The organism is Kosakonia sp. R1.Fl (assembly GCF_023516815.1).
GTDB lineage: Bacteria > Pseudomonadota > Gammaproteobacteria > Enterobacterales > Enterobacteriaceae > Kosakonia.
In genome coordinates, this window is the sequence record NZ_JAMGSQ010000001.1 from 2,806,779 (window position 1) to 2,825,456 (window position 18,678).

The following is an 18,678-nucleotide window of genomic DNA, read 5'->3' on the forward strand; positions in this document are numbered from 1 at the left end:
CTTTAAAGTAAATTGTTCGGCGGGAAAAATTCATCGATTTACTGGTCACATAACTGGAATTGCGCGGGTTGGTAATCAATGGATTTCAACTGACGGCTGGAACAGGGCTGGAGAATGGTGAATAGCAGAAAGCAAAAAAGCGCCTTTAGGGCGCTTTTTTACATTGGTGGGTCGTGCAGGATGACTCGCTTCGCTCGCCCTTCGGGTCGTCGCCGCAAGCGGCTCCGTTGTTTCGCTGCGCTCAACTCGAACCTGCTGCAGAGTTACTCGTCTCATCCTGAGACTCGCCCTACGGGCCAACGCTGCGCGTTGTTCAAAATTGTTCCCGACAATTTTGTCGAATCTTTGAATATCGCAGATAGCAAAAAAGCGCCTTTAGGGCGCTTTTTTACATTGGTGGGTCGTGCAGGATGACTCGCTTCGCTCGCCCTTCGGGTCGTCGCCGCAAGCGGCTCCGTTGTCTCACTACGTTCGACTCGAACCTGCTGCAGAGTTACTCGTCTCATCCTGAGACTCGCCCTACGGGCCAACGCTGCGCGTTGTTCAAAATTGTTCCCGACAATTTTGTCGAATCTTTGAATATCGCAGATAGCAAAAAAGCGCCTTTAGGGCGCTTTTTTACATTGGTGGGTCGTGCAGGATGACTCGCTTCGCTCGCCCTTCGGGTCGTCGCCGCAAGCGGCTCCGTTGTCTCACTACGTTCGACTCGAACCTGCTGCAGGTTCGAATCTTTGAATATCGCAGATAGCAAAAAAGCGCCTTTAGGGCGCTTTTTTACATTGGTGGGTCGTGCAGGATTCGAACCTGCGACCAATTGATTAAAAGTCAACTGCTCTACCAACTGAGCTAACGACCCGAAGTGGTGGGTGATGACGGGATCGAACCGCCGACCCCCTCCTTGTAAGGGAGGTGCTCTCCCAGCTGAGCTAATCACCCACTTCGGTACTTCAACTGATAAGAATTCGCTGGCGAGAAAGTGGTGGGTGATGACGGGATCGAACCGCCGACCCCCTCCTTGTAAGGGAGGTGCTCTCCCAGCTGAGCTAATCACCCACTTCTCATTCTTATCTACACTGCGGAAGCCACAAAAATCGTGGTGGGTGATGACGGGATCGAACCGCCGACCCCCTCCTTGTAAGGGAGGTGCTCTCCCAGCTGAGCTAATCACCCCCGCTGTGTGGAGTCGCATTATAGGGAGAGTTGAAAATGAGTCAACGCATTTTCAAAAGAAATTGTTCGTTCGTCGTAAAATTAGACAAACCGCTGCGTAAAGCGTCGCGAGAGCATGATTTCTAAACAAAATAGCCTGATAACCCCCTCATTGCGGCAACAACATTGAGGAATCAGCCCACAGTGATAGAATATCGCCCACTTTCATTTTCGCTATTGCCGACGGTCGGCATCTTTATAAACGTAAGGCCATTTCATGAAAATCAAAACTCGCTTCGCGCCAAGCCCCACCGGCTACCTGCACGTTGGCGGCGCGCGCACTGCTCTTTACTCCTGGCTATTTGCACGTAATCACGGCGGTGAGTTTGTGCTGCGTATTGAAGACACCGATCTTGAGCGCTCCACTCCGGAAGCAATTGAAGCCATCATGGATGGCATGAACTGGCTGAACCTGGAGTGGGACGAAGGCCCGTACTTCCAGACTAAACGCTTTGATCGCTACAACGCGGTCATCGATGAAATGCTCAAAGCCGGTACCGCCTACAAATGCTACTGCTCGAAAGAACGCCTTGAGCAGCTGCGCGAAACGCAGATGGCAAATAATGAAAAACCACGTTATGACGGTCGTTGCCGCCACGATCATTCGCACCATGCTGATGACGAGCCGTGCGTCGTGCGTTTTGCCAACCCGCAGGATGGTTCTGTTATTTTTGACGACCAGATTCGCGGCCCGATTGAGTTCAGCAACCTCGAACTCGACGATCTGATCATCCGCCGTACTGATGGTTCACCGACCTATAACTTCTGCGTTGTGGTTGATGACTGGGATATGGAAATCACCCACGTTATCCGTGGTGAAGACCATATCAACAATACACCGCGTCAGATCAACATCCTGAAAGCGCTGAACGCGCCGGTTCCGGTTTACGCGCACGTGTCGATGATTAACGGCGACGACGGTAAAAAACTCTCCAAACGCCATGGCGCGGTCAGCGTAATGCAGTATCGCGACGACGGTTACCTGCCGGAAGCGCTGCTTAACTATCTGGTGCGCCTGGGCTGGTCGAGCGGCGATCAGGAGATCTTCTCCCGTGAAGAGATGATCAAGCTGTTCTCTCTCGGCGCGGTGAGTAAATCGGCGAGCGCGTTCAACACCGACAAGTTGCTGTGGCTGAACCATCACTACATCAATACGCTGGATCCCGAGTATGTGGCGACGCACCTGCAGTGGCACATTGAGCAGGAAAACATCGACACCCATACTGGCCCGCAGTTGTTTGAGTTAGTGAAGCTGCTCGGCGAGCGTTGCAAAACACTGAAAGAGATGGCGGCAAGCTGCCGTTATTTCTATGAAGAGTTTGATGAATTCGATGCCGATGCGGCGAAAAAACACCTGCGTCCGGTTGCGCGTCAGCCGCTGGAAGTGGTGCGTGACAAACTGGCTGCTATCACCGACTGGACGGCGGAAAACGTTCACCACGCGATTCAGGCGACTGCCGATGAGCTGGAAGTGGGCATGGGTAAAGTGGGTATGCCGCTGCGCGTTGCCGTGACCGGCGCGGGTCAGTCTCCGGCGCTGGATGTCACCGTTCACGCCATTGGCCAGGCGCGCAGCATCGCGCGGATCAATAAAGCGCTGGGTTTTATTGCTGAGCGTGAAAGCCAGCAGTAAGTTTTACCTGCTGTAAATAAAAAGCCGCCTTTATTAAGGCGGCTTTTTTATGGCTGTCAACTTACTGCACGCAGCGTGAATTCCGTCGATTAACGGGCAACCACAAAGCGTTTGGCGTCATCCATAAAGGCTTTATCGCCAGCCGGGGCCACGATCGAACCGAAGTTCATATGGCCGCGCAGTTTCCAGTTCTCCGGAATACCCCAGGTGCGCTGCACATCGGCGTCAACCAGTGGGTTATAGTGTTGCAGGTTCGCGCCGATGCCTTTTTCGGTCAGCGCCAGCCACACGGCGTACTGTGCGATACCGGTGCTGTGTTCAGACCATACCGGGAAGTTATCGGCGTAAGCGGCGAACTGCTCCTGCAAGCCTTTCACCACATCCTGATCTTCAAAGAACAGCACGGAACCCGCCGCTGCGGCAAAGCCGTCCAGCTTGTCGGAAGTGGCTTTAAAGCTCTCTTCCGGCACGATTTTTCTCAGTTGCTCGCGAGTCAGCTCCCAGAACTGCACATGTTCTTTACCTAACAGGATCAGCGCGCGGGAACTCTGTGAGTTAAACGCCGAAGGTGCCTGACGAATCGCTTCTTTGATGGTTTCAATGACCACATCTTCTGCCACCGGCAGATCTTTACCCAGGGCGTAGATAGTGCGGCGTTGTTTTGCTAAAGCGAGAAAATTGTCTGACATAGTCACTCCTGAAGTTGGCTGCACGTCCGCTACGTTGTTACCTGCGGACTGTGGAAACAAAGCGCTAAAAAGTTTCTGTAATGGGTTCATGGTTAATCTGGCCTGCAACGAAAGTTTTGATTAATTTACGGCCAACCTGCGGGCCAGTTCCGTTTGTAATGGGCTGTTTTGCCCTGATGAAACGAATAATAGGCCGGTGAAAGGGAAAGAAAAAGCTGAACTATTTGCGCGTAGTGTTCAAAAAATTAGAATGACTTTTGAATAGTTATCAAGAGGGAAGGGGGTATGTTCCCCACTGTACAAGCACAGGGAAGGGGAACCAGGGTGTTTTCAGGCGGCGAGCCAGCGCTTCCAGATAAAGCGCACCACAAAAAACTCCACCGTGCCGAGCAACAAAAACCACAGGCAATAAAGAATGATATAAAGCTGCGTCAAATCCAGCAGATGAAAGCGCTGCACCAGGCTTTGCGCCAGTTGCAACCCAAGCGCAGGGGCAGGAAGCAGCAGCACGGAGAGAAAAGCCATCAGCAGAATACCTGCCAGCGTAAGCAGCGGTTCGAGCGAGTGTTTCATAAGCGTTAATCGAAGGTGAAAAGCCGCATTGTCGGGGAAAGCGGCGCGCTGTGCAACGTTCCCCGACAGGCTTTTACGCTACGACGAAGCGGTCAACCAGCGTCGCCATGGTTTCCGATTGTTGATCCAGCATCTGACTGGCGGTCGCCGCGCTGGCGACCAGCCCGGCATTTTGCTGGGTGACCTGCTCCAGTTGGTTCAGGGCTTGATGCACCTGCGACACGCCCAGTGACTGCTCGCTCGCCGCACGCGCAATATCGCTGACAAACGCCAGCATCTGCCCGGTATGGGCTTTTGCCGATTGCAGCGCGCGGTCAGAAGCCTGCACCAGCGTGACGCCTTGCTGGATCTGCTCCATGTTTTTGCTCACCAGTTCGCGGATCTGGTGCGCGTCATTGGCGCACCGCTGCGAAAGGTTACGCACTTCGCTCGCCACCACGGCGAAACCTTTACCCAGCTCACCGGCGCGTGCGGCTTCAACTGCCGCATTCAGTGCCAGCAGGTTGGTCTGGAAGGAGATTTCGTCAATTGAACTAACAATATTTGAGATCTGCTCGCTGGAGCCGCGAATGGCAATCATGCTCTGGCTGGCTTCACCCGCCACCCGGCTTGCTTCCTGCACCTGTTGCTCCATCTCTTGCGTCAGCCGTTTGGCTTCGTTGGCGTTATCCGCCGTCTGGTTCACTGCGGTTGCGATTTGCTCCATGCTGGCCGCGGTTTCCACCAGTGACGCGGCTTGTTCATCCGTTCGTGAGGCCAGATCCTGGTTCCCGCTGGCGATCTCGGAACTGGCGCCGCGCAACACGCCCGCGCCGTGTTTTATCTCGCTGACAATATGCTGAATATTCTCGATGGCCTGGTTGTAAGCGCGGTTCAGCAACGACAGCTCGTCGCTTCCCGGCACATCCAGCCGCTGGGTGAGATCGCCGTCCATCCCTTCAATCGTTGCCAGTGAATGGTGCAACTGGCGATGGATACTACTGGCCACCAGCAGGGCGAAGAAAAGCGCGATCACCAGGGCTGCGACGCTTATCACCGCAAAAACGATCACATCGCGCCAGGCATTATCCGCCAGACCTTTTGCCGTTAGCAGCAAGGTATTTGCCGCGGCATCTTCCACAGATTTCAGCGTATTAATGCGCGCAGTCTGGGTGTTAAACCAGTCTGTCGGCGCGATGCCAAAACCGCCGGTTGCCACATGGTCAATTGCCTGCTGGCGCATCTCAAGCGCGCGCGTTACTTCCGGAGTTTGCAGTTGCGCCGTCAGCCGTTCATTGACGGCGGCAGTACTGAACGCTCGCGTCGCCGCCAGCCAGGAAAGTTGCTTGCCAACCACTTCGTTTAACTGACGGAACTGCCCGTCGGTAAATCGGTCGGCGGAAAACACGTTGGACATCAGCGCACGCTCAACGCCGGTTTGCTCTTTGGCATTCAGTACGCTGTAATATGCCGCCAGTTGATTGACAATTTCGCCGTTGTCCGTCAACTGACTAATACCGCCTACCACATTAAGTAAATCGCTAATAATGGTGCTGTACCAGGTCAGTGATTCCGTGCCGCTGACGCTGAGGGCATGAATTTGTTGGCGAAAATCTGTTATGCCTTGTTGATGCTGGTGGAATTGATCGAGCGCATGACGAATATCATTATTCGCCCGCTGGAGCGGAAATTCTTTTAATGCTTCAGCTAATTGGCTCAGGGCTTTATCAGAGAGAATATATTGTGCAGTTAACTCAGCGTTAAATTGCTGACCTTTACTGCCGATATATCCTGCACTCATACCACGCTCTTTTTGTAATTCATGAATAACGCCACCGGCATTTTTCGCCAGATCCGTTAATGACATGATGGTGCGCATCTGCTGGCCTGTTTCCACGCGCGCCAGGATGCCGCTGGTTGCTAACCATATGAGGGCAAACAATAAAGGCAGTAAAGCCAGTAATAATTTAAATTTCATTGATAAACGGTAAATCCATCTCATACAAATGCCTCATGTTCTCGTTTGCTTTAATTCGTTATCGGAGTTGAGTGCGGGGGCTTTATTTCTAACGCAGGGCTTGTTGATATTTATCAATTCTGTTGAATCCATCTACCACTTAGTGGTTATGATTTTGCGTAATAAGAAAAAATAACCTGCTGATGCGCAGGTTATTTATGTTGTGGTTAAGAATAATAACTAAAAAATTAATGCGTTAGCCTGCCGCCCAAATCTCAGCGTGTTTTTGCATTAATCCAATTAGCGAGCCACCATCGGCGATAAATTCACGCATCATCTGTGCTTCACTTTTCCCGCGTTTCACCACGTTTGCCAGTTCATCCAGGGCGCTACCTGCATTCAGTTTATCTGCCGACGGCGCGAGCTTCTCCAGCAGGCGAGTGAGATCGTCAGCAATGGTGTACCGCTCACCGGTGTGCACATCGGTAATCAGACCTTCCAGCCCGTAACGGCAGGCCTGAAAGCGGTTGAATTTATACAGTAAATAATCCTGCGGCTGGTGTTTAAACGGCCGCTCAGCCAGCAGCCAGTGCGACAGCGCCTGGATAAACCCGGCAACATTAATGGCGTGCGAAAGCGTTAGTGACGTGTCCATGACCCGCACTTCAACGGTGCCAAAATGCGGGCTGGGGCGAATGTCCCAGTGCAAATCTTTGATGCTTTCAATCATTGAGGTGTAGCTCAGGCGGCGAAACAGCCCTTCAAACTCCTGCCAGTTCGCCACCCACGGCATCGGGCCATTATCAGGAAAGGAAGAGAAAATGTTCAGGCGCGAAGACGCATAGCGGGTGTCGGTGCCCTGGATATAGGGCGAGGCGGCGCTGAGCGCAATAAAGTGCGGCACAAAACGGGAAAGACCATGCAGCAAATAGATCGCATCGTCGCCGTTGGTGCAGCCAACATGCACATGCTGGCCAAACACCGTCGCTTGTTGCATCAGATAACCAAACGTCTCCAGCGTGCGGCTATAACGCTCATCATTGCAGATCTCCTGGCGCTGCCACTTCTGAAAAGGGTGAGTACCGCCGCCGCATATCTGCACATGGTGCTCGGATGCGGCCTGCAAAATCACATGCTGCATGGCGGAAAACTGATGCGCCGCCTGGTTGATATCCCGGCACACGCCGGTGGCAATCTCCAGCATGCTTTCGGTGATGTCATGCTTGACCTCACCGGCACTTATCTGGTGTTTTACCGCTTCAATCAGCCGTGAAGAGTCCTGGCTCAAATCGTAACCCGGCGGGTTAACGACCTGTAACTCCAGTTCAATGCCGAGCGTAAACGGTTCAGAAACATGAAAATCCGGCAGTGGCATAGCGTTCTCGCGATAAATGGGTTTGCTTCATTATGGAAGCGATTACGCATTCCTTCCTGCGAGGCGGCGACAACCGCTCAAAATATCAACATAGCTGCGCCAGTTGGCCGCGCAACACTTCCACGCCAGGGGCAATTGCATCCGGATTGATCGCGTGAAATCCCATACGAAAGAAGTTATCCGGCGGCGCGGCATCAAGAAAATGCCGCGCGCCAGGCTCAATCAATACGCCCGCGTGGGCGGCGCGCCAGGTCAGTTGCTGGGTGTTGATCTGTTCTGGTGTGCGCAGCCAGAAGGCGTTGGCATGTTCGCTACCCAGCATCAACTGGCACTCCGGAAGAAACGTGTGTAGCGCGTTGTGCAGACAATCCCAGCGGCGGGCGGAGTCTTCGTGGTAGCGGCGCAAATGGGTTTCGTAATGCCCCTGCGCCAGAAAATGCGCCATCTGGTATTGAATATTGGTTGGCGGATGACGGTACACCAGGCGGCGCAGCGCCCGCGCTTCATCAATGATTTCCGGCGCGGCGACCATATACCCCAGCCGTAACCCCGGCGACAGTGCTTTGGACAAACTGCTGACATAAATCACGCGCCCGCTGCGATCGCTGGCTTTCAGCGCGGGCAGCGGATTTTGCATAAAGTTACTTTCCGAGTCGTAATCGTCCTCGATCACCACTGCATCATGGCGGGCAGCGTAATCGAGCAATTGCACGCGCCGCGCTTTGCTCATTGTCACGCCAGTCGGTACCTGGTGGCCTGGCGTAACATAGTAGTAGTCGCAAGGGGTTTCGTTGAGCACCAGCCCTTCGCTATCCACGTCATGCGGCACGATTTGCGGCTCGCTTAATAAGAAGGTGTTAATGGCTTCGCGAAAGCCGGGGTTTTCCACCGCCACGCGCGTCGCGGGCGACATCAGCAAACGCGTCAGCAGATAGAGCGCGTTTTGCGAGCCGAGCGTAATCAGGATCTCATCCGGTGCGGCAACGATGCCACGTTTGGGCAACACGCGGGTGCGGATCTGCTCAATCAGCATCGGCACATCCTGGTCAATATGATCGATAACCCATGCCGGGTCGCGCACACCACCGTGCAGCCAGTTTGCCGCCGCGCGCCAGCTCGCAAGCGGGAATTGCTGCGTATAAGGCTGCCCGTAGATAAACGGGTAGCGGTAGTGCATCCAGCCCGCTGGTTTAAGGATGGATTCCTGCTGGCTGGGGGTGATTTTCAGGCGGTTGCCCCAGCGTGGTGCAGCGCTTTCGCATTCAGGTGCAGGTGGCGTCGGGTTTTGCCCGCAACGGTAGTAATCCGGGTGCAGGTAATAACCGCTGCGCGGGCGGCTCACCAGATAACCTTCGTTGACCAGGCCTTCAAACACCAGCGCGGTGGTATTGCGCGAAACGTTAAGCTGGCTGGCAAGCTGACGGCAGGAGGGCAGCGCGGTATCCGCCGGAAAAATCCCGCTCAGAATGGCGTTGATCAAACATTCGCGGACTTGCTCCTGCAATCCACGCTGGCCGTCAAAATTCACATTCAACAGGTGACGAATCATGCTGCACTCCTTCGGATATATCACGTAATGCGATGGAGCAAATTCCATACCAGCTTCCTGTTAACTGACACACTCATTCGCCAGAACTGGCTCTATTCACAAAAGCGCAAGCCTCCCTATTGTAAAAACGCAGTCACGAAAAACACACGATGTCGTGTTTCGGCATATATCTTGCAACGCTTCCGGCACACCTGGGATATACCGGTCTGGCACATTAAATAAGGGTGGAGAGATGAAAAACGTATTCGGCAAATATTGTCTTGCAGCCACGATCGCTTTGGCATTTTCCTTACACGCAGTCGCAGCGGATTTACCCGAAATTGAAAAATCTGGCACCATGAAAGTGGCGACCGAAGACGATTACGCGCCATTCAATTTTATGAATAATGGCCAGACGGATGGTTTTAATAAGGACATGCTTGAGGAATTACGCAAATACGCGAAATTCAATATTAACCAAAGTATCTTACCGTGGACGGGACTACTCGCTGCGGTTTCCACCGGCCAATATGATATGGCACTCACCGGTGCGGTAATTACCGATGAACGCCTCAATGTCTTTAATTTCACCCCGCCGTGGGCCTCCGCGCAGCACTATTTTGTCAAACGCGCCGACGATAAAACCTTAAATACCATTGCCGATCTCAGCGGTAAAAAAGTGGGCGTACAGGCGGGCAGCGCGTTGCTGGCGCGTTTGCCGGAGCTGAAAGCGATGCTGGAGAAAGTGGGTGGAAAACTCGGACCGGTGGTGGAGTACCAATCCTACCCGGAAGCCTACGCCGATCTGGCGAACAAGCGCGTTGATTACGTGATTAACGTGGTGATTTCCGTCAACGATCTGGTGAAAGCCAAACCGAAAGTCTTTGCCAAAGGCCTGGCCGTTTCCGGTCCGGGTTACATGGCGTGGCCGATCCCGAAAAACTCACCGGAACTGCTGAAATTTATGACCGGTTTTATGAACCATATGACTGAAACCGGCAAACTCACTGAGCTGCAGAAAAAGTGGTTTGGCGAAACCTATGAACTGCCGAAAGAGCCGATCACTAGCGCCGATCAGTTCCACAAGTTAGCCGGTTTGTAAGTATTCTGCGGCGGGCAACCGCCGCCCGTTTTAACAGGAGGGAACATGGACTTAATCTCATGGCAGTTATTGATTGAAGGCGCATGGACGACCCTCTGGATCTCAGGCGTGGCGATTGCGTTCGGGGTGGTTATCGGCCTGGTTATCGCCTTCATCCGCATGATGAAGATCCCGTTTATTGACCAGTTTCTGGTGGTTTACATCAGCCTGGCGCGAGCCACGCCGCTGGTGACGCTGGTATTGTTTCTGTTTTTATCCCTGCCGACGCTCGGCATTAACCTGGATAAAACGCTGGCGGCGATTGTCGCGCTGACGCTGAACACCTCGGCGTTTAACGCGGAAATCTGGCGCAACGCGTTTCGTAATTTCCCACGTGAACAGCGGGAAGCGGCGGAGTCTGTGGGGATGCGGCGCTGGACCTATTTCCGCCACATTATGTTGCCGCAAATGTGGATCGAAAGCCTGCCGGCGCTGGTCAACGAGATGTCGTTTTTGATCAAAGGCAGCCCGGCGATTGCGGTGATTGGTGTCGTGGATTTAACGCGCGTCACTAACCGGATCTCATCAGTGACCTATGAACCGCTGTCGCCGATCCTCGCTGCGGCGCTGTTATACGTGATTATTATCGGCCTGCTGCTGAAGTTGCAGGGCGTAGCTGAACGCAAAGCGAAGCGCCTGGCGCGATAAAAGGCGGAGGGTATATGAATCAGTGGGGAATTATTTGGGCCGCGCGTGAGAGTTTTTTCAACGGGCTGCTGGCGACGTTAGAGTTATTTATTATTGCCGCCGTGGTCGGGTTATTGATCGGTGTGCTATTTTGCTACCTGATGGAATATCAGAACCGTGTTGTTCATCGCCTGATTATTGCTTTTGTCAGCCTGATGCGGGCAATACCGTTTTTGATTCTGGCGTATCTGCTTTATTACGGTTTACCGCAGTTAGGTATCAGCATGGACGCCTGGACCGCAGGGTTATTAGCCCTGGTAATTTATCATGGTGCCTATTTCTTCGAAATATTACGCAGTCAGCGCAGAATATTCTCCTCGGGCTATATTGAAGCTGCCGTATCGCAAGGTTTTTCTCGTTATAAGATCTTCCTGCGTATTATTCTGCCGAATATTGTCTCTTCCGCGCTGCCCTTAATGGGCAACCAGCTGATTATTTGCCTGAAGGACACGGCGTTTCTGTGCATTATTACCGTGCAGGAGATCACCGCCGCCGCGAACAGTGTGCAGTCCACGTACTTTATTCCGTTTAACGCCTTTATTGTCGCCATTGCGCTGTACTGGGGCATCAGCATTCTGCTGGAGTTGCTGATTAAGCGGTTGAGCCATTACGGAGCGAAAAGAGGAATGACCCATGCCTGAAGCAAGCGCGGTAAGCATCAAAAACCTGTCCAAACAGTTTGATAACGTGGAAGTGCTGCGCGATATCAATCTGACCGTAAAGAAGGGCACGGTGGTCAGCATTCTGGGGTCGTCCGGTTCGGGGAAATCGACGCTGCTGCGCTGTATGAACTGGCTGGAACAGCCGGATCGCGGTGAAGTGCGTATCAGCGGGCAGCGCATCGGTGTGGATGAAAAAACCGGCAAAGCGATGTCGCATAAAGATCTTTCACACATCCGTGAACGGGTTGGCATGGTGTTCCAGAGCTTTAACCTGTGGCCGCATCTATCCGTGCTGCACAACGTCAGCGAAGCGCTGGTGCATGTGAAGGGGATGAAGCGTGAACAGGCGAATGAGATTGCCCACCGGCAACTGGAAAAGGTCGGCATGAACCATAAAGCCGATGTCTACCCGATTACGCTGTCCGGCGGTCAGAAGCAGCGCGTGGCGATTGCCCGTTCGCTGGCGATGTCGCCGGAGGTGATTTTATTTGATGAACCCACTTCAGCGCTGGATCCGGAACTGGTTAACGAAGTGCTGGGCGTGATGAAAGATCTCGCCGCAGAGGGTTACACCATGGTAGTAGTGACGCACGAGATGGATTTCGCCCGCCAGGTATCGGATGAAGTGGTGTTTCTGGAAAAAGGGCTGCTGATCGAGAAAGCACCACCGGAGAAATTTTTCACCAACCCGGATTCAGACAGGGTGAGGAAGTTTTTGCAATCCAGCAGGTGAGGATAGTGATTCAGAACCGATAAAACAGACCGCTAATCGTTGTTTTTCGAGCGGTGCCGCACTTTGAAATATCCAAACAGGATTGCATTGGACTTGCCATTGCGAAGCGGCTACTGCGATTATAAAATCACCACCTAAGTGAAATTTCACTCATTGTTAGGGTAATGCGTACAGGGAGATTTATATGAAAAAATGTGATGAGTTCGACGGTTTCTGACAGACAATTTTTTTACAGGCGGAGCTCAGGCTCCGCTTTTTTTATCTAATGACAGGGAATTGTCTATGGAAATCAGTCCGACAGCGTGGCAAGTCATCAGCAATCTGCTTGTTTTTGGCGGTATTTGTACCGCTGTTCTTACCATCCGATTTAACGTGAAGATGGCCCGTAAAACCCAAACGGCGACCTTTCTTTTTGAAAGCAGAAAAGACAGTGAATACATTGATGGTCTGCATACACTTCGGCGCGTTCGCGACTCCGGGAAATCCTTCCGTTCATATGTGTTCCCTGTTGCAGAAAATCTTTCAAAGGATGAGAACTACGAAGGACGAAAAATACAATACATTCTTAATTTCTATGAGCGTATGGCGGTGAGCATAAGAGCAGGTATTTATGAGGAAAACATGATTAAGCAGGCCTCATATACGACGGTAATAAACACCTACGAAACCGCTGAGCCGCTGATTAAGGCGTTACGGGAAAAACTGCGTACTTCTCTTACTTATCAGGAGTTTGAATGGTTGCATAAACGCTGGAAAAACAAGCCGCTTAAGAACAATAAAACAATCTGACAAACCCCCTGGCAAATTGGCTCAGTTATCTTCATTTTTCTGCGATGCCCACGCCTGGATTGCTGTTTTCGCGAACGTTGACCCGGTAAGCGTCGGTTACATCAGAGCAAGACAGGCTGAAAGCCTGCCGCAAAGCACCATGTGTTGCGGCGGATCGTTGCACTCTGCCGAACGTAGTCGAACGCCCGCTTCCTCAATGCTGAACATTTTCCGACGACAGCCCCATTTTTAGCTGCGGACGAAAAAAATCCTCATGCAGCGCCACCTGGTTACGCCCGCGTTTTTTCGCGTGATACAGCGCGGTGTCGGCCATGCTATACAGCGTCTCGAAATCACTGTCTTTATACCCCAAACTGACACCAAAACTGGCGGTCACCAGCTGCTGGGGAAGCACCTCGAGCGGTGAAGCGTTCAGCGATGAGTGAATATAACTGGCCGTGATCATCGCCTCTTCGACACGCGCTTTTGGCAGCACAATGGTGAATTCCTCTCCACCGACGCGACCGATTGCCGCGCTTTGCGGCACGGCACGGCGAATACGCGCCACCAGCGCACAAATCACGCGGTCGCCCATCGGGTGACCGTACTCATCATTAATGCGTTTGAAATGATCAATATCAAGCAGGATCAGCGCCACATGGCCGGTCGTCAGACCCTGGTTAATGTGATTAATGATTGCGCTGCGATTAAACACGGCGGTTAGTGGGTCGTGCGTCGCCTCATATTCAAGGCGTGCCGCGAGCTGTTGCAACTGCTCATTCATGCGATTGAGCTCGCGCTCGGCGCGATCACTGCGTGAAATCAGGCGATACGATTCGCGGATCAGCCGCTGGTAGTTTTTCGCCACCGACCACAATTTTTCACGGCAGGCATCCGCCGTCAGCCTGTCGTCAGCAGCGGCCAGGCGGGCATCTTCGAGAACGGAATAATCCTCCTTGAATAGCTCATTGATATCTAACATGCGTTGATGTCCGGGATAAGAAAAACGGTCAGCGACGGGAAATCGATGCGCAACTCCTGGCCAAACTCCTCGGAGATATCGTCCTCCGCGTCATAGTACCAGTACAGCTCACACGCCGCGCCGCCTCGGGCGTAATCATTCAGACTTTCGAACAGCGTAAATAACAGCTTGGTGCTGGAGCTGTTGAAGTAGCTCAGCGCCACATGCAACTGGAGCGGCGCGTCCGTCTGCTGGCCACTCTGCAACCAGCCTTCCAGCGCATCCATCAACGGGCGAAAAAATGCGGCGGCATTTTCCGGGTAAGCTTCGCCTTTCAGCATCAGGCGTTGGACAGCAAAATCAAATTTCACCTCCGGCGTCGCGGCGGTGGCGGGCAATTCAATAACCGGCGTCAGTGTCATATCAGTCATGGCAGAACGTTGCCTTTAAGTGAAAGGCGGACAGAGAACTCGCCGCCAGAGGGTGAATGCGATATTCCAGCGGCAGGCTGGTATCCCGCGCCATGGTCAACAAACCAATGTTCGCGCCTTTACTGGTGACAGGAGCTTCACTGCGTAGCCCCTGTTTCCAGGCATCGCGGATCTCCGCCTGCGACATACCGCGCAACACATCGAGATTTGTCTGCAATAACGTAGATGCTTCCGGCCCCACCAGGTTTGCGGTTTCGAGATAATAGTGAGTTTGATCCATATGAAAGCAGACCGAACCGAAGCGCAGCTCTTGCTGTTCAGTCGATAAATAGCGGTCATCTGAGGAGTAACGCACAATGTTTTGCCCCATCTCGATAAAAGCTGAGAACAGCTTTCTGCGCGTTACCGCTGAGGATTCATGTTTATCCAGCCATGTACGAATGACTTCACCCAGCGAAACAATATGCTGCTGGGAAAAATAGCCCGTATAAAAAAGCTCAACGGCGTTTTGCCGTTGCAGCGTAAAAAGGGGTAACAGAACGGCTTCTTTGACCTGCAGGTCGTTTATTTGCATGTTGTTCACCAGCGAAAACCAAACCACGTCATGTCATCGCGCGAGGCTTGCTGCCCCTGCCAGGCTTTCAGCGCCGCGAGCAGGGCGTCGGAAAGTGCAGGCATTGGCAGCGTGCGGTTTTGCGCTAACAGTGACTGAATACGTTTTTTGCCAAACATTACATTGCGCGGGCCGCCTGGCTGGTCGGTCGCGCCATCAGAAACAATCAAGAACGTGTCGCCACGACGCAATGGAGCCTGGTAGCGCTGCCACTGGTAATCCACCGGCGTGTCGGTGTAACCCACACCTTTGCGGCAGCTTTCAAGCGTTGTTGTGCTCTCAGCTTCCTGGCTGAGTACGAAAGCGTGCATGCGCGCGCTCGCCCAACTGACTTGCTCGTTTTGCGTATCAACAAACAGAACAATGGCGTCGCAGCCATCGTTAGACTGGCTGCGATCGGCAGAAGGATGCACCTGGCTGAGCGTCTGTTTGATATGTTGGTTGATCAGGCTGAGCAATTGTTCCGGCGCGTTCGCAGGGGCGAGGCTGAGCGCTTTTTCCAGTGCCGAGGAGAAAATAAAGGTCATAAACGCGCCGGGAACGCCATGCCCGGTGCAATCCGCCAGCACCATCAACCAGCCATTTTCCACGCGCTGAAAAGCATAGATATCGCCGCCAACGCAGTCGCGCGGGTGCCAGTGCAGGCACCAGTCATCCAGCGTTTTTTCAATGGTGTTACGCGAGCGGCTCAGCATAGATTCCTGAATAATGCGCGCGTATTCAAGGCTTTGCATAATTTGCAGATGCTGTTTGGCCTGTAAATCCGAGACCGTGCGGATAAGGTCAATGCCCAGGCCAATACCGATGTATTGCCCCTGCTGGGTGAGGATAAACCCTTCGGTGACGGCTTTGTCACCGGTTTCGATCACCCGCTCGGACAGGTATTCGAGAGCGCAATCGGCATCGACAATCAGCGGGTTTTTATCCATAAACGCGATGCAGCTTTTCTGGTCATACAGTTCATGGAAAAACGGACGGCTCATCTGCGACAGAAAAATATGTCGGTTAATCATGCCAATAGGGCGGTTATTTTCCAGCACCGGCAGGCCAATTAACGATTTGTGTTCATTGAACAGCGACATGACCTGCACATTATTGGCATCCGGTGTCACGTGCGGGACGGCAAGGCGCAAGATACCAGCATTAAGCTGTCGCGAAGAGAGCGGTATATCCATGATTCAAACAGCATCCCGATATAAGAATAATCTTAGGTTAAGGTGGGTTTGTGACGGTTTGATTTCAATTAAGTAAGCCGATGAATAACGGGAGATTATTGCTCCCTAAGCAAAACCACAGTCATATCTGCGGCGGCGAGAGGAGAGGGGGTAAAAAAAAGCCCGCACTTGTCAGGCGGGCAAATAATACTGGAAGCAATGTGAGCAATGTCGTACCGAATACCTGAGTGATTTGCTCAACTATTCGGTAATGCGAAAGATAATCTTTATCATCTTTGCGGTCAACCCCAAGTTTTGTGCGGCTTCACTGATTTAATGCCTCGAGTTCAAGAAATTCGCGCCAGCTCACATCATCTATATAAATACCTGCCTGCTGGCGACGGGTGTACGCACGTCGTTCTGGCTCGCCGGGGATTTGCACATCCCGGTCTTCTTGCCCTTCGCGCAGATAGTCGATCTGCGCCAGCAGTGCGTGCTGATATTGCTCACCAGCCCCCAGCTTTTGCGGATCGAAAAGAATCGACAACATATTATTGATGATCCCCGCGCGCGGCGGGATTTGGTGGCTTTCGGTTTCACCCCCGGTCAACGCTGCGCCGAGCAGGCTGCAAATCAGCGATAACCCTGCGCCTTTATGGCCGCCGAACGGCAACAATGCGCCGCGCGGTTCCGTCATTAATACACCCGGATCGGTTGTTGGTTGCCCGTGAGCATCCACGGCGCAGCCTTCCGGTATGGATCGCCCTTCATTCCACGCGATGCGGGCTTTATTCCCGGCAATCGCGCTGGTCGCAAAATCCAGTACCACTGGCGGGCGTCCCGGCAGCGGCACGCCCACGCAAAACGGGTTCGTGCCGAGCCTGGCGTGCCGCCCATTAAACGGTAGCACCGCTGATGGCGCGGCAACGTTAGCAAAATGGATAGACACCAGCCCGGCAGCGGCGACCTGTTCCGCCCATGCGCCAATGCGGCCCAGGTGGTGTGAATTGGCTAAGCCGACAATCGCCACGCCAGACTGCTCTGCGCGGGCGATGCCTGCCGCCATTGCTTGCTCGCCCAGCAACTGACCAAAACCGTGGTTGCCGTCAAAAGAGAGGATCGCGCCTTCTTCACGTACCGTTTGCAGGCTGGCATTGGCGTTCAAATCGCCGGCCAGGATGGCGCGAATATAACGAGGAAGTAGCGTCACGCCGTGCGAGTCGTGGCCTTTTAACGACGCTTCCACCAGGTTATCAGCAACTTTCTGCGCAATCTCAGGCGCGGTATTTACCCGCAGCAAGTGTTGTTGCAGCAGCGCGCGTAACTGCTGATGTGAAAATAGCGGCATAATCCCTTAACTCATTGAGGATAATAAAGAGGAGTTTTCGACTATAACGACGATGCAGAACGTGCCTAACCATTAAAAAAAACTATCTTTTCCTGCCGCCTGAATAAAGCGATGAGTAACATCTCATTGTGATTTTTTAACTAAGCATTACTGATTAAATCATTTCCATTTTCTTACCCCACCAGCCAATCATTTTCGTTTGAAAAATTAAAAAACTGGGGACAGGCATGAATACAATAAACAAAACGCTCGCCGGAGCGCTGGCGCTTTTTACCTTAAGCGGCATCGCGCATTCGGCATTTGCCGAAGGGAAAATCAGCATTGCGCAGCAATTTGGTATTGGTTATTTAATTCTTGATGTTGTACGCGACCAGCAACTTATCGAAAAAGAGGGTAAAAAAGAGGGGCTGGATATTACCGTTGACTGGCGCACCATCTCTGGCGCGACGGGGATGAATGAAGCGCTGCTTTCCGGCGCGCTGGATGTCGCTTCTGCAGGCGTACCGCCGTTGCTGACGCTGTGGGATCGTACCAAAGGTAAGCAGAACGTGAAGGCCATTGCTTCCCTCGGTTCAATGCCCAATTATTTACTCAGTAATAACCCGGCGGTGAAAAGCATTAAAGATTTGAGCGATAAAGATCGCATTGCGGTGCCGGCTGCTGGCGTCGGTTTTCAGTCCCGCACATTACAGATTGAAACCGCTAAATTATATGGCGATGCCGATTTTAAACGCTTCGATAATATCAGTGTTAGCCTGCCACACCCGGATGCCAGCGCGGCGTTAATTGCCGGAGGATCAGAAATTACCACCCATTTCTCCAGCCCGCCGTTTCAGTATCAGGCTCTCGAACACAGCAACGTGCATAAAATCTTGAGTTCATATGACGTATTAGGCGGGCAGGCAACGTTTAACGTGCTTTACACCACGCAGAAATTCCACGACGAGAACCCGAAAACCTATAAAGCTTTTTATCGCGCGCTGAGCGAAGCCGCAAAAATTATTAATGCGGATAAGAATGCCGCCGCTGAAACCTATATTCGTGTGGAAAAATCTCGTCTGCCATTACCGCTGGTGCAGAAAATCGTCAATGACCCGGAAATAAGCTTCACCGTCTCCCCGGAGCGCACCGGTGTGTATGCGGAAAAACTGCATGAGCTGGGCGTGCTAAAAAACAAAGCCGACTCGTGGAAAGCGTACTTCTTCAGCGAAGCGTGGGAAAACCCGGGCAGCTAACC

The 18,678-nt window shown here is 52.7% G+C and carries 17 protein-coding genes, 4 tRNA genes and 3 other RNA genes; 7 read left to right on the forward strand and 17 right to left on the reverse strand.

What is annotated here, in order from left to right:
• Positions 1-164: 164 nt before the first annotated feature.
• The 7 genes from M8Q36_RS13155 to M8Q36_RS13185 form a co-directional block, all read right to left on the reverse strand.
• Positions 165-300: non-coding RNA, RtT sRNA (locus M8Q36_RS13155), on the reverse strand.
• 94 nt (positions 301-394) lie between these two features.
• Positions 395-530, reverse strand: a non-coding RNA gene (locus M8Q36_RS13160) — RtT sRNA.
• Between the two features lie 94 nt (positions 531-624).
• Positions 625-756: non-coding RNA, RtT sRNA (locus tag M8Q36_RS13165), on the reverse strand.
• Between the two features lie 24 nt (positions 757-780).
• Positions 781-856, reverse strand: a tRNA-Lys gene (locus M8Q36_RS13170).
• A gap of 4 nt (positions 857-860) precedes the next feature.
• Positions 861-936: transfer RNA gene (locus tag M8Q36_RS13175), tRNA-Val, on the reverse strand.
• Positions 937-977: 41 nt separating this feature from the next.
• Positions 978-1,053 (reverse strand) — tRNA-Val (locus M8Q36_RS13180).
• A 41-nt stretch (positions 1,054-1,094) separates the two neighbouring features.
• Positions 1,095-1,170 (reverse strand) — tRNA-Val (locus M8Q36_RS13185).
• A 256-nt stretch (positions 1,171-1,426) separates the two neighbouring features.
• Here M8Q36_RS13185 and gltX point away from each other — a divergent pair.
• Positions 1,427-2,842: a glutamate--tRNA ligase gene (gltX, locus tag M8Q36_RS13190; RefSeq protein WP_249881178.1), complete on the forward strand. Its 1,416-nt coding sequence runs from the start codon at positions 1,427-1,429 to the stop codon at positions 2,840-2,842.
• 89 nt (positions 2,843-2,931) lie between these two features.
• Here gltX and M8Q36_RS13195 read toward each other — a convergent pair whose 3' ends face one another.
• The 5 genes from M8Q36_RS13195 to pdxR form a co-directional block, all read right to left on the reverse strand.
• A complete protein-coding gene (locus tag M8Q36_RS13195; protein ID WP_020454640.1) occupies positions 2,932-3,531 on the reverse strand; it encodes a nitroreductase family protein in 600 nt (199 codons plus the stop codon).
• 330 nt (positions 3,532-3,861) lie between these two features.
• On the reverse strand, positions 3,862-4,104 hold the full coding sequence (locus M8Q36_RS13200; RefSeq protein WP_017458712.1) for a DUF1158 family protein: 243 nt from the start codon (positions 4,102-4,104) through the stop codon (positions 3,862-3,864).
• Positions 4,105-4,177: 73 nt separating this feature from the next.
• Complete coding sequence (locus M8Q36_RS13205; protein WP_249881179.1) at positions 4,178-6,085, reverse strand: methyl-accepting chemotaxis protein; 1,908 nt, start codon at positions 6,083-6,085, stop codon at positions 4,178-4,180.
• Positions 6,086-6,296: 211 nt separating this feature from the next.
• Positions 6,297-7,415: a YbdK family carboxylate-amine ligase gene (locus tag M8Q36_RS13210; protein ID WP_249881180.1), complete on the reverse strand. Its 1,119-nt coding sequence runs from the start codon at positions 7,413-7,415 to the stop codon at positions 6,297-6,299.
• An 85-nt stretch (positions 7,416-7,500) separates the two neighbouring features.
• A complete protein-coding gene (gene pdxR, locus M8Q36_RS13215) occupies positions 7,501-8,964 on the reverse strand; it encodes a MocR-like pyridoxine biosynthesis transcription factor PdxR (RefSeq protein ID WP_249881181.1) in 1,464 nt (487 codons plus the stop codon).
• 232 nt (positions 8,965-9,196) lie between these two features.
• On the opposite strand from pdxR, the gene M8Q36_RS13220 reads away from it, so the two are divergent.
• The 5 genes from M8Q36_RS13220 (at position 9,197) to M8Q36_RS13240 (ending at position 12,955) form a co-directional block, all read left to right on the forward strand.
• Positions 9,197-10,045 (forward strand): transporter substrate-binding domain-containing protein, encoded by an 849-nt coding sequence (locus M8Q36_RS13220; RefSeq protein WP_017458708.1) that lies wholly within the window; start codon positions 9,197-9,199, stop codon positions 10,043-10,045.
• A gap of 45 nt (positions 10,046-10,090) precedes the next feature.
• Positions 10,091-10,732 carry an amino acid ABC transporter permease gene (locus tag M8Q36_RS13225; protein WP_045513856.1) on the forward strand — a complete coding sequence of 214 codons (642 nt, stop codon included), beginning with the start codon at positions 10,091-10,093 and terminating at the stop codon, positions 10,730-10,732.
• Between the two features lie 14 nt (positions 10,733-10,746).
• Complete coding sequence (locus tag M8Q36_RS13230; RefSeq protein WP_045513859.1) at positions 10,747-11,412, forward strand: amino acid ABC transporter permease; 666 nt, start codon at positions 10,747-10,749, stop codon at positions 11,410-11,412.
• The gene (locus M8Q36_RS13235; RefSeq protein WP_017458705.1) at positions 11,405-12,166 is read left to right on the forward strand and encodes an amino acid ABC transporter ATP-binding protein; all 762 of its coding nucleotides are present in this window, start codon (positions 11,405-11,407) and stop codon (positions 12,164-12,166) included. The genes M8Q36_RS13230 and M8Q36_RS13235 overlap by 8 nt, the downstream gene beginning before the upstream one ends.
• Before the next feature lie 282 nt (positions 12,167-12,448).
• Positions 12,449-12,955, forward strand: a complete 507-nt coding sequence (locus tag M8Q36_RS13240; protein ID WP_249881182.1) for a DUF4760 domain-containing protein — start codon at positions 12,449-12,451, stop codon at positions 12,953-12,955.
• A 193-nt stretch (positions 12,956-13,148) separates the two neighbouring features.
• Here the strand turns inward: M8Q36_RS13240 and M8Q36_RS13245 are convergent, their stop codons facing one another.
• The 5 genes from M8Q36_RS13245 to M8Q36_RS13265 form a co-directional block, all read right to left on the reverse strand.
• The gene (locus M8Q36_RS13245) at positions 13,149-13,916 is read right to left on the reverse strand and encodes a GGDEF domain-containing protein (protein ID WP_249881183.1); all 768 of its coding nucleotides are present in this window, start codon (positions 13,914-13,916) and stop codon (positions 13,149-13,151) included.
• A complete protein-coding gene (locus M8Q36_RS13250) occupies positions 13,910-14,326 on the reverse strand; it encodes a DUF1987 domain-containing protein (protein WP_249881184.1) in 417 nt (138 codons plus the stop codon). Before M8Q36_RS13250 ends, M8Q36_RS13245 begins: the two co-directional genes overlap by 7 nt.
• A complete protein-coding gene (locus M8Q36_RS13255; RefSeq protein WP_249881185.1) occupies positions 14,319-14,900 on the reverse strand; it encodes a SiaB family protein kinase in 582 nt (193 codons plus the stop codon). The genes M8Q36_RS13250 and M8Q36_RS13255 overlap by 8 nt, the downstream gene beginning before the upstream one ends.
• 5 nt (positions 14,901-14,905) lie before the next feature.
• Entirely contained in the window at positions 14,906-16,114 is a 1,209-nt protein-coding gene (locus M8Q36_RS13260) for a SpoIIE family protein phosphatase (RefSeq protein WP_249881186.1), read from the reverse strand.
• A gap of 304 nt (positions 16,115-16,418) precedes the next feature.
• Positions 16,419-17,441 carry a malate/lactate/ureidoglycolate dehydrogenase gene (locus tag M8Q36_RS13265; protein ID WP_249881187.1) on the reverse strand — a complete coding sequence of 341 codons (1,023 nt, stop codon included), beginning with the start codon at positions 17,439-17,441 and terminating at the stop codon, positions 16,419-16,421.
• Between the two features lie 227 nt (positions 17,442-17,668).
• On the opposite strand from M8Q36_RS13265, the gene M8Q36_RS13270 reads away from it, so the two are divergent.
• Positions 17,669-18,676 (forward strand): ABC transporter substrate-binding protein, encoded by a 1,008-nt coding sequence (locus M8Q36_RS13270; RefSeq protein WP_249881188.1) that lies wholly within the window; start codon positions 17,669-17,671, stop codon positions 18,674-18,676.
• Positions 18,677-18,678 lie beyond the last annotated feature (2 nt).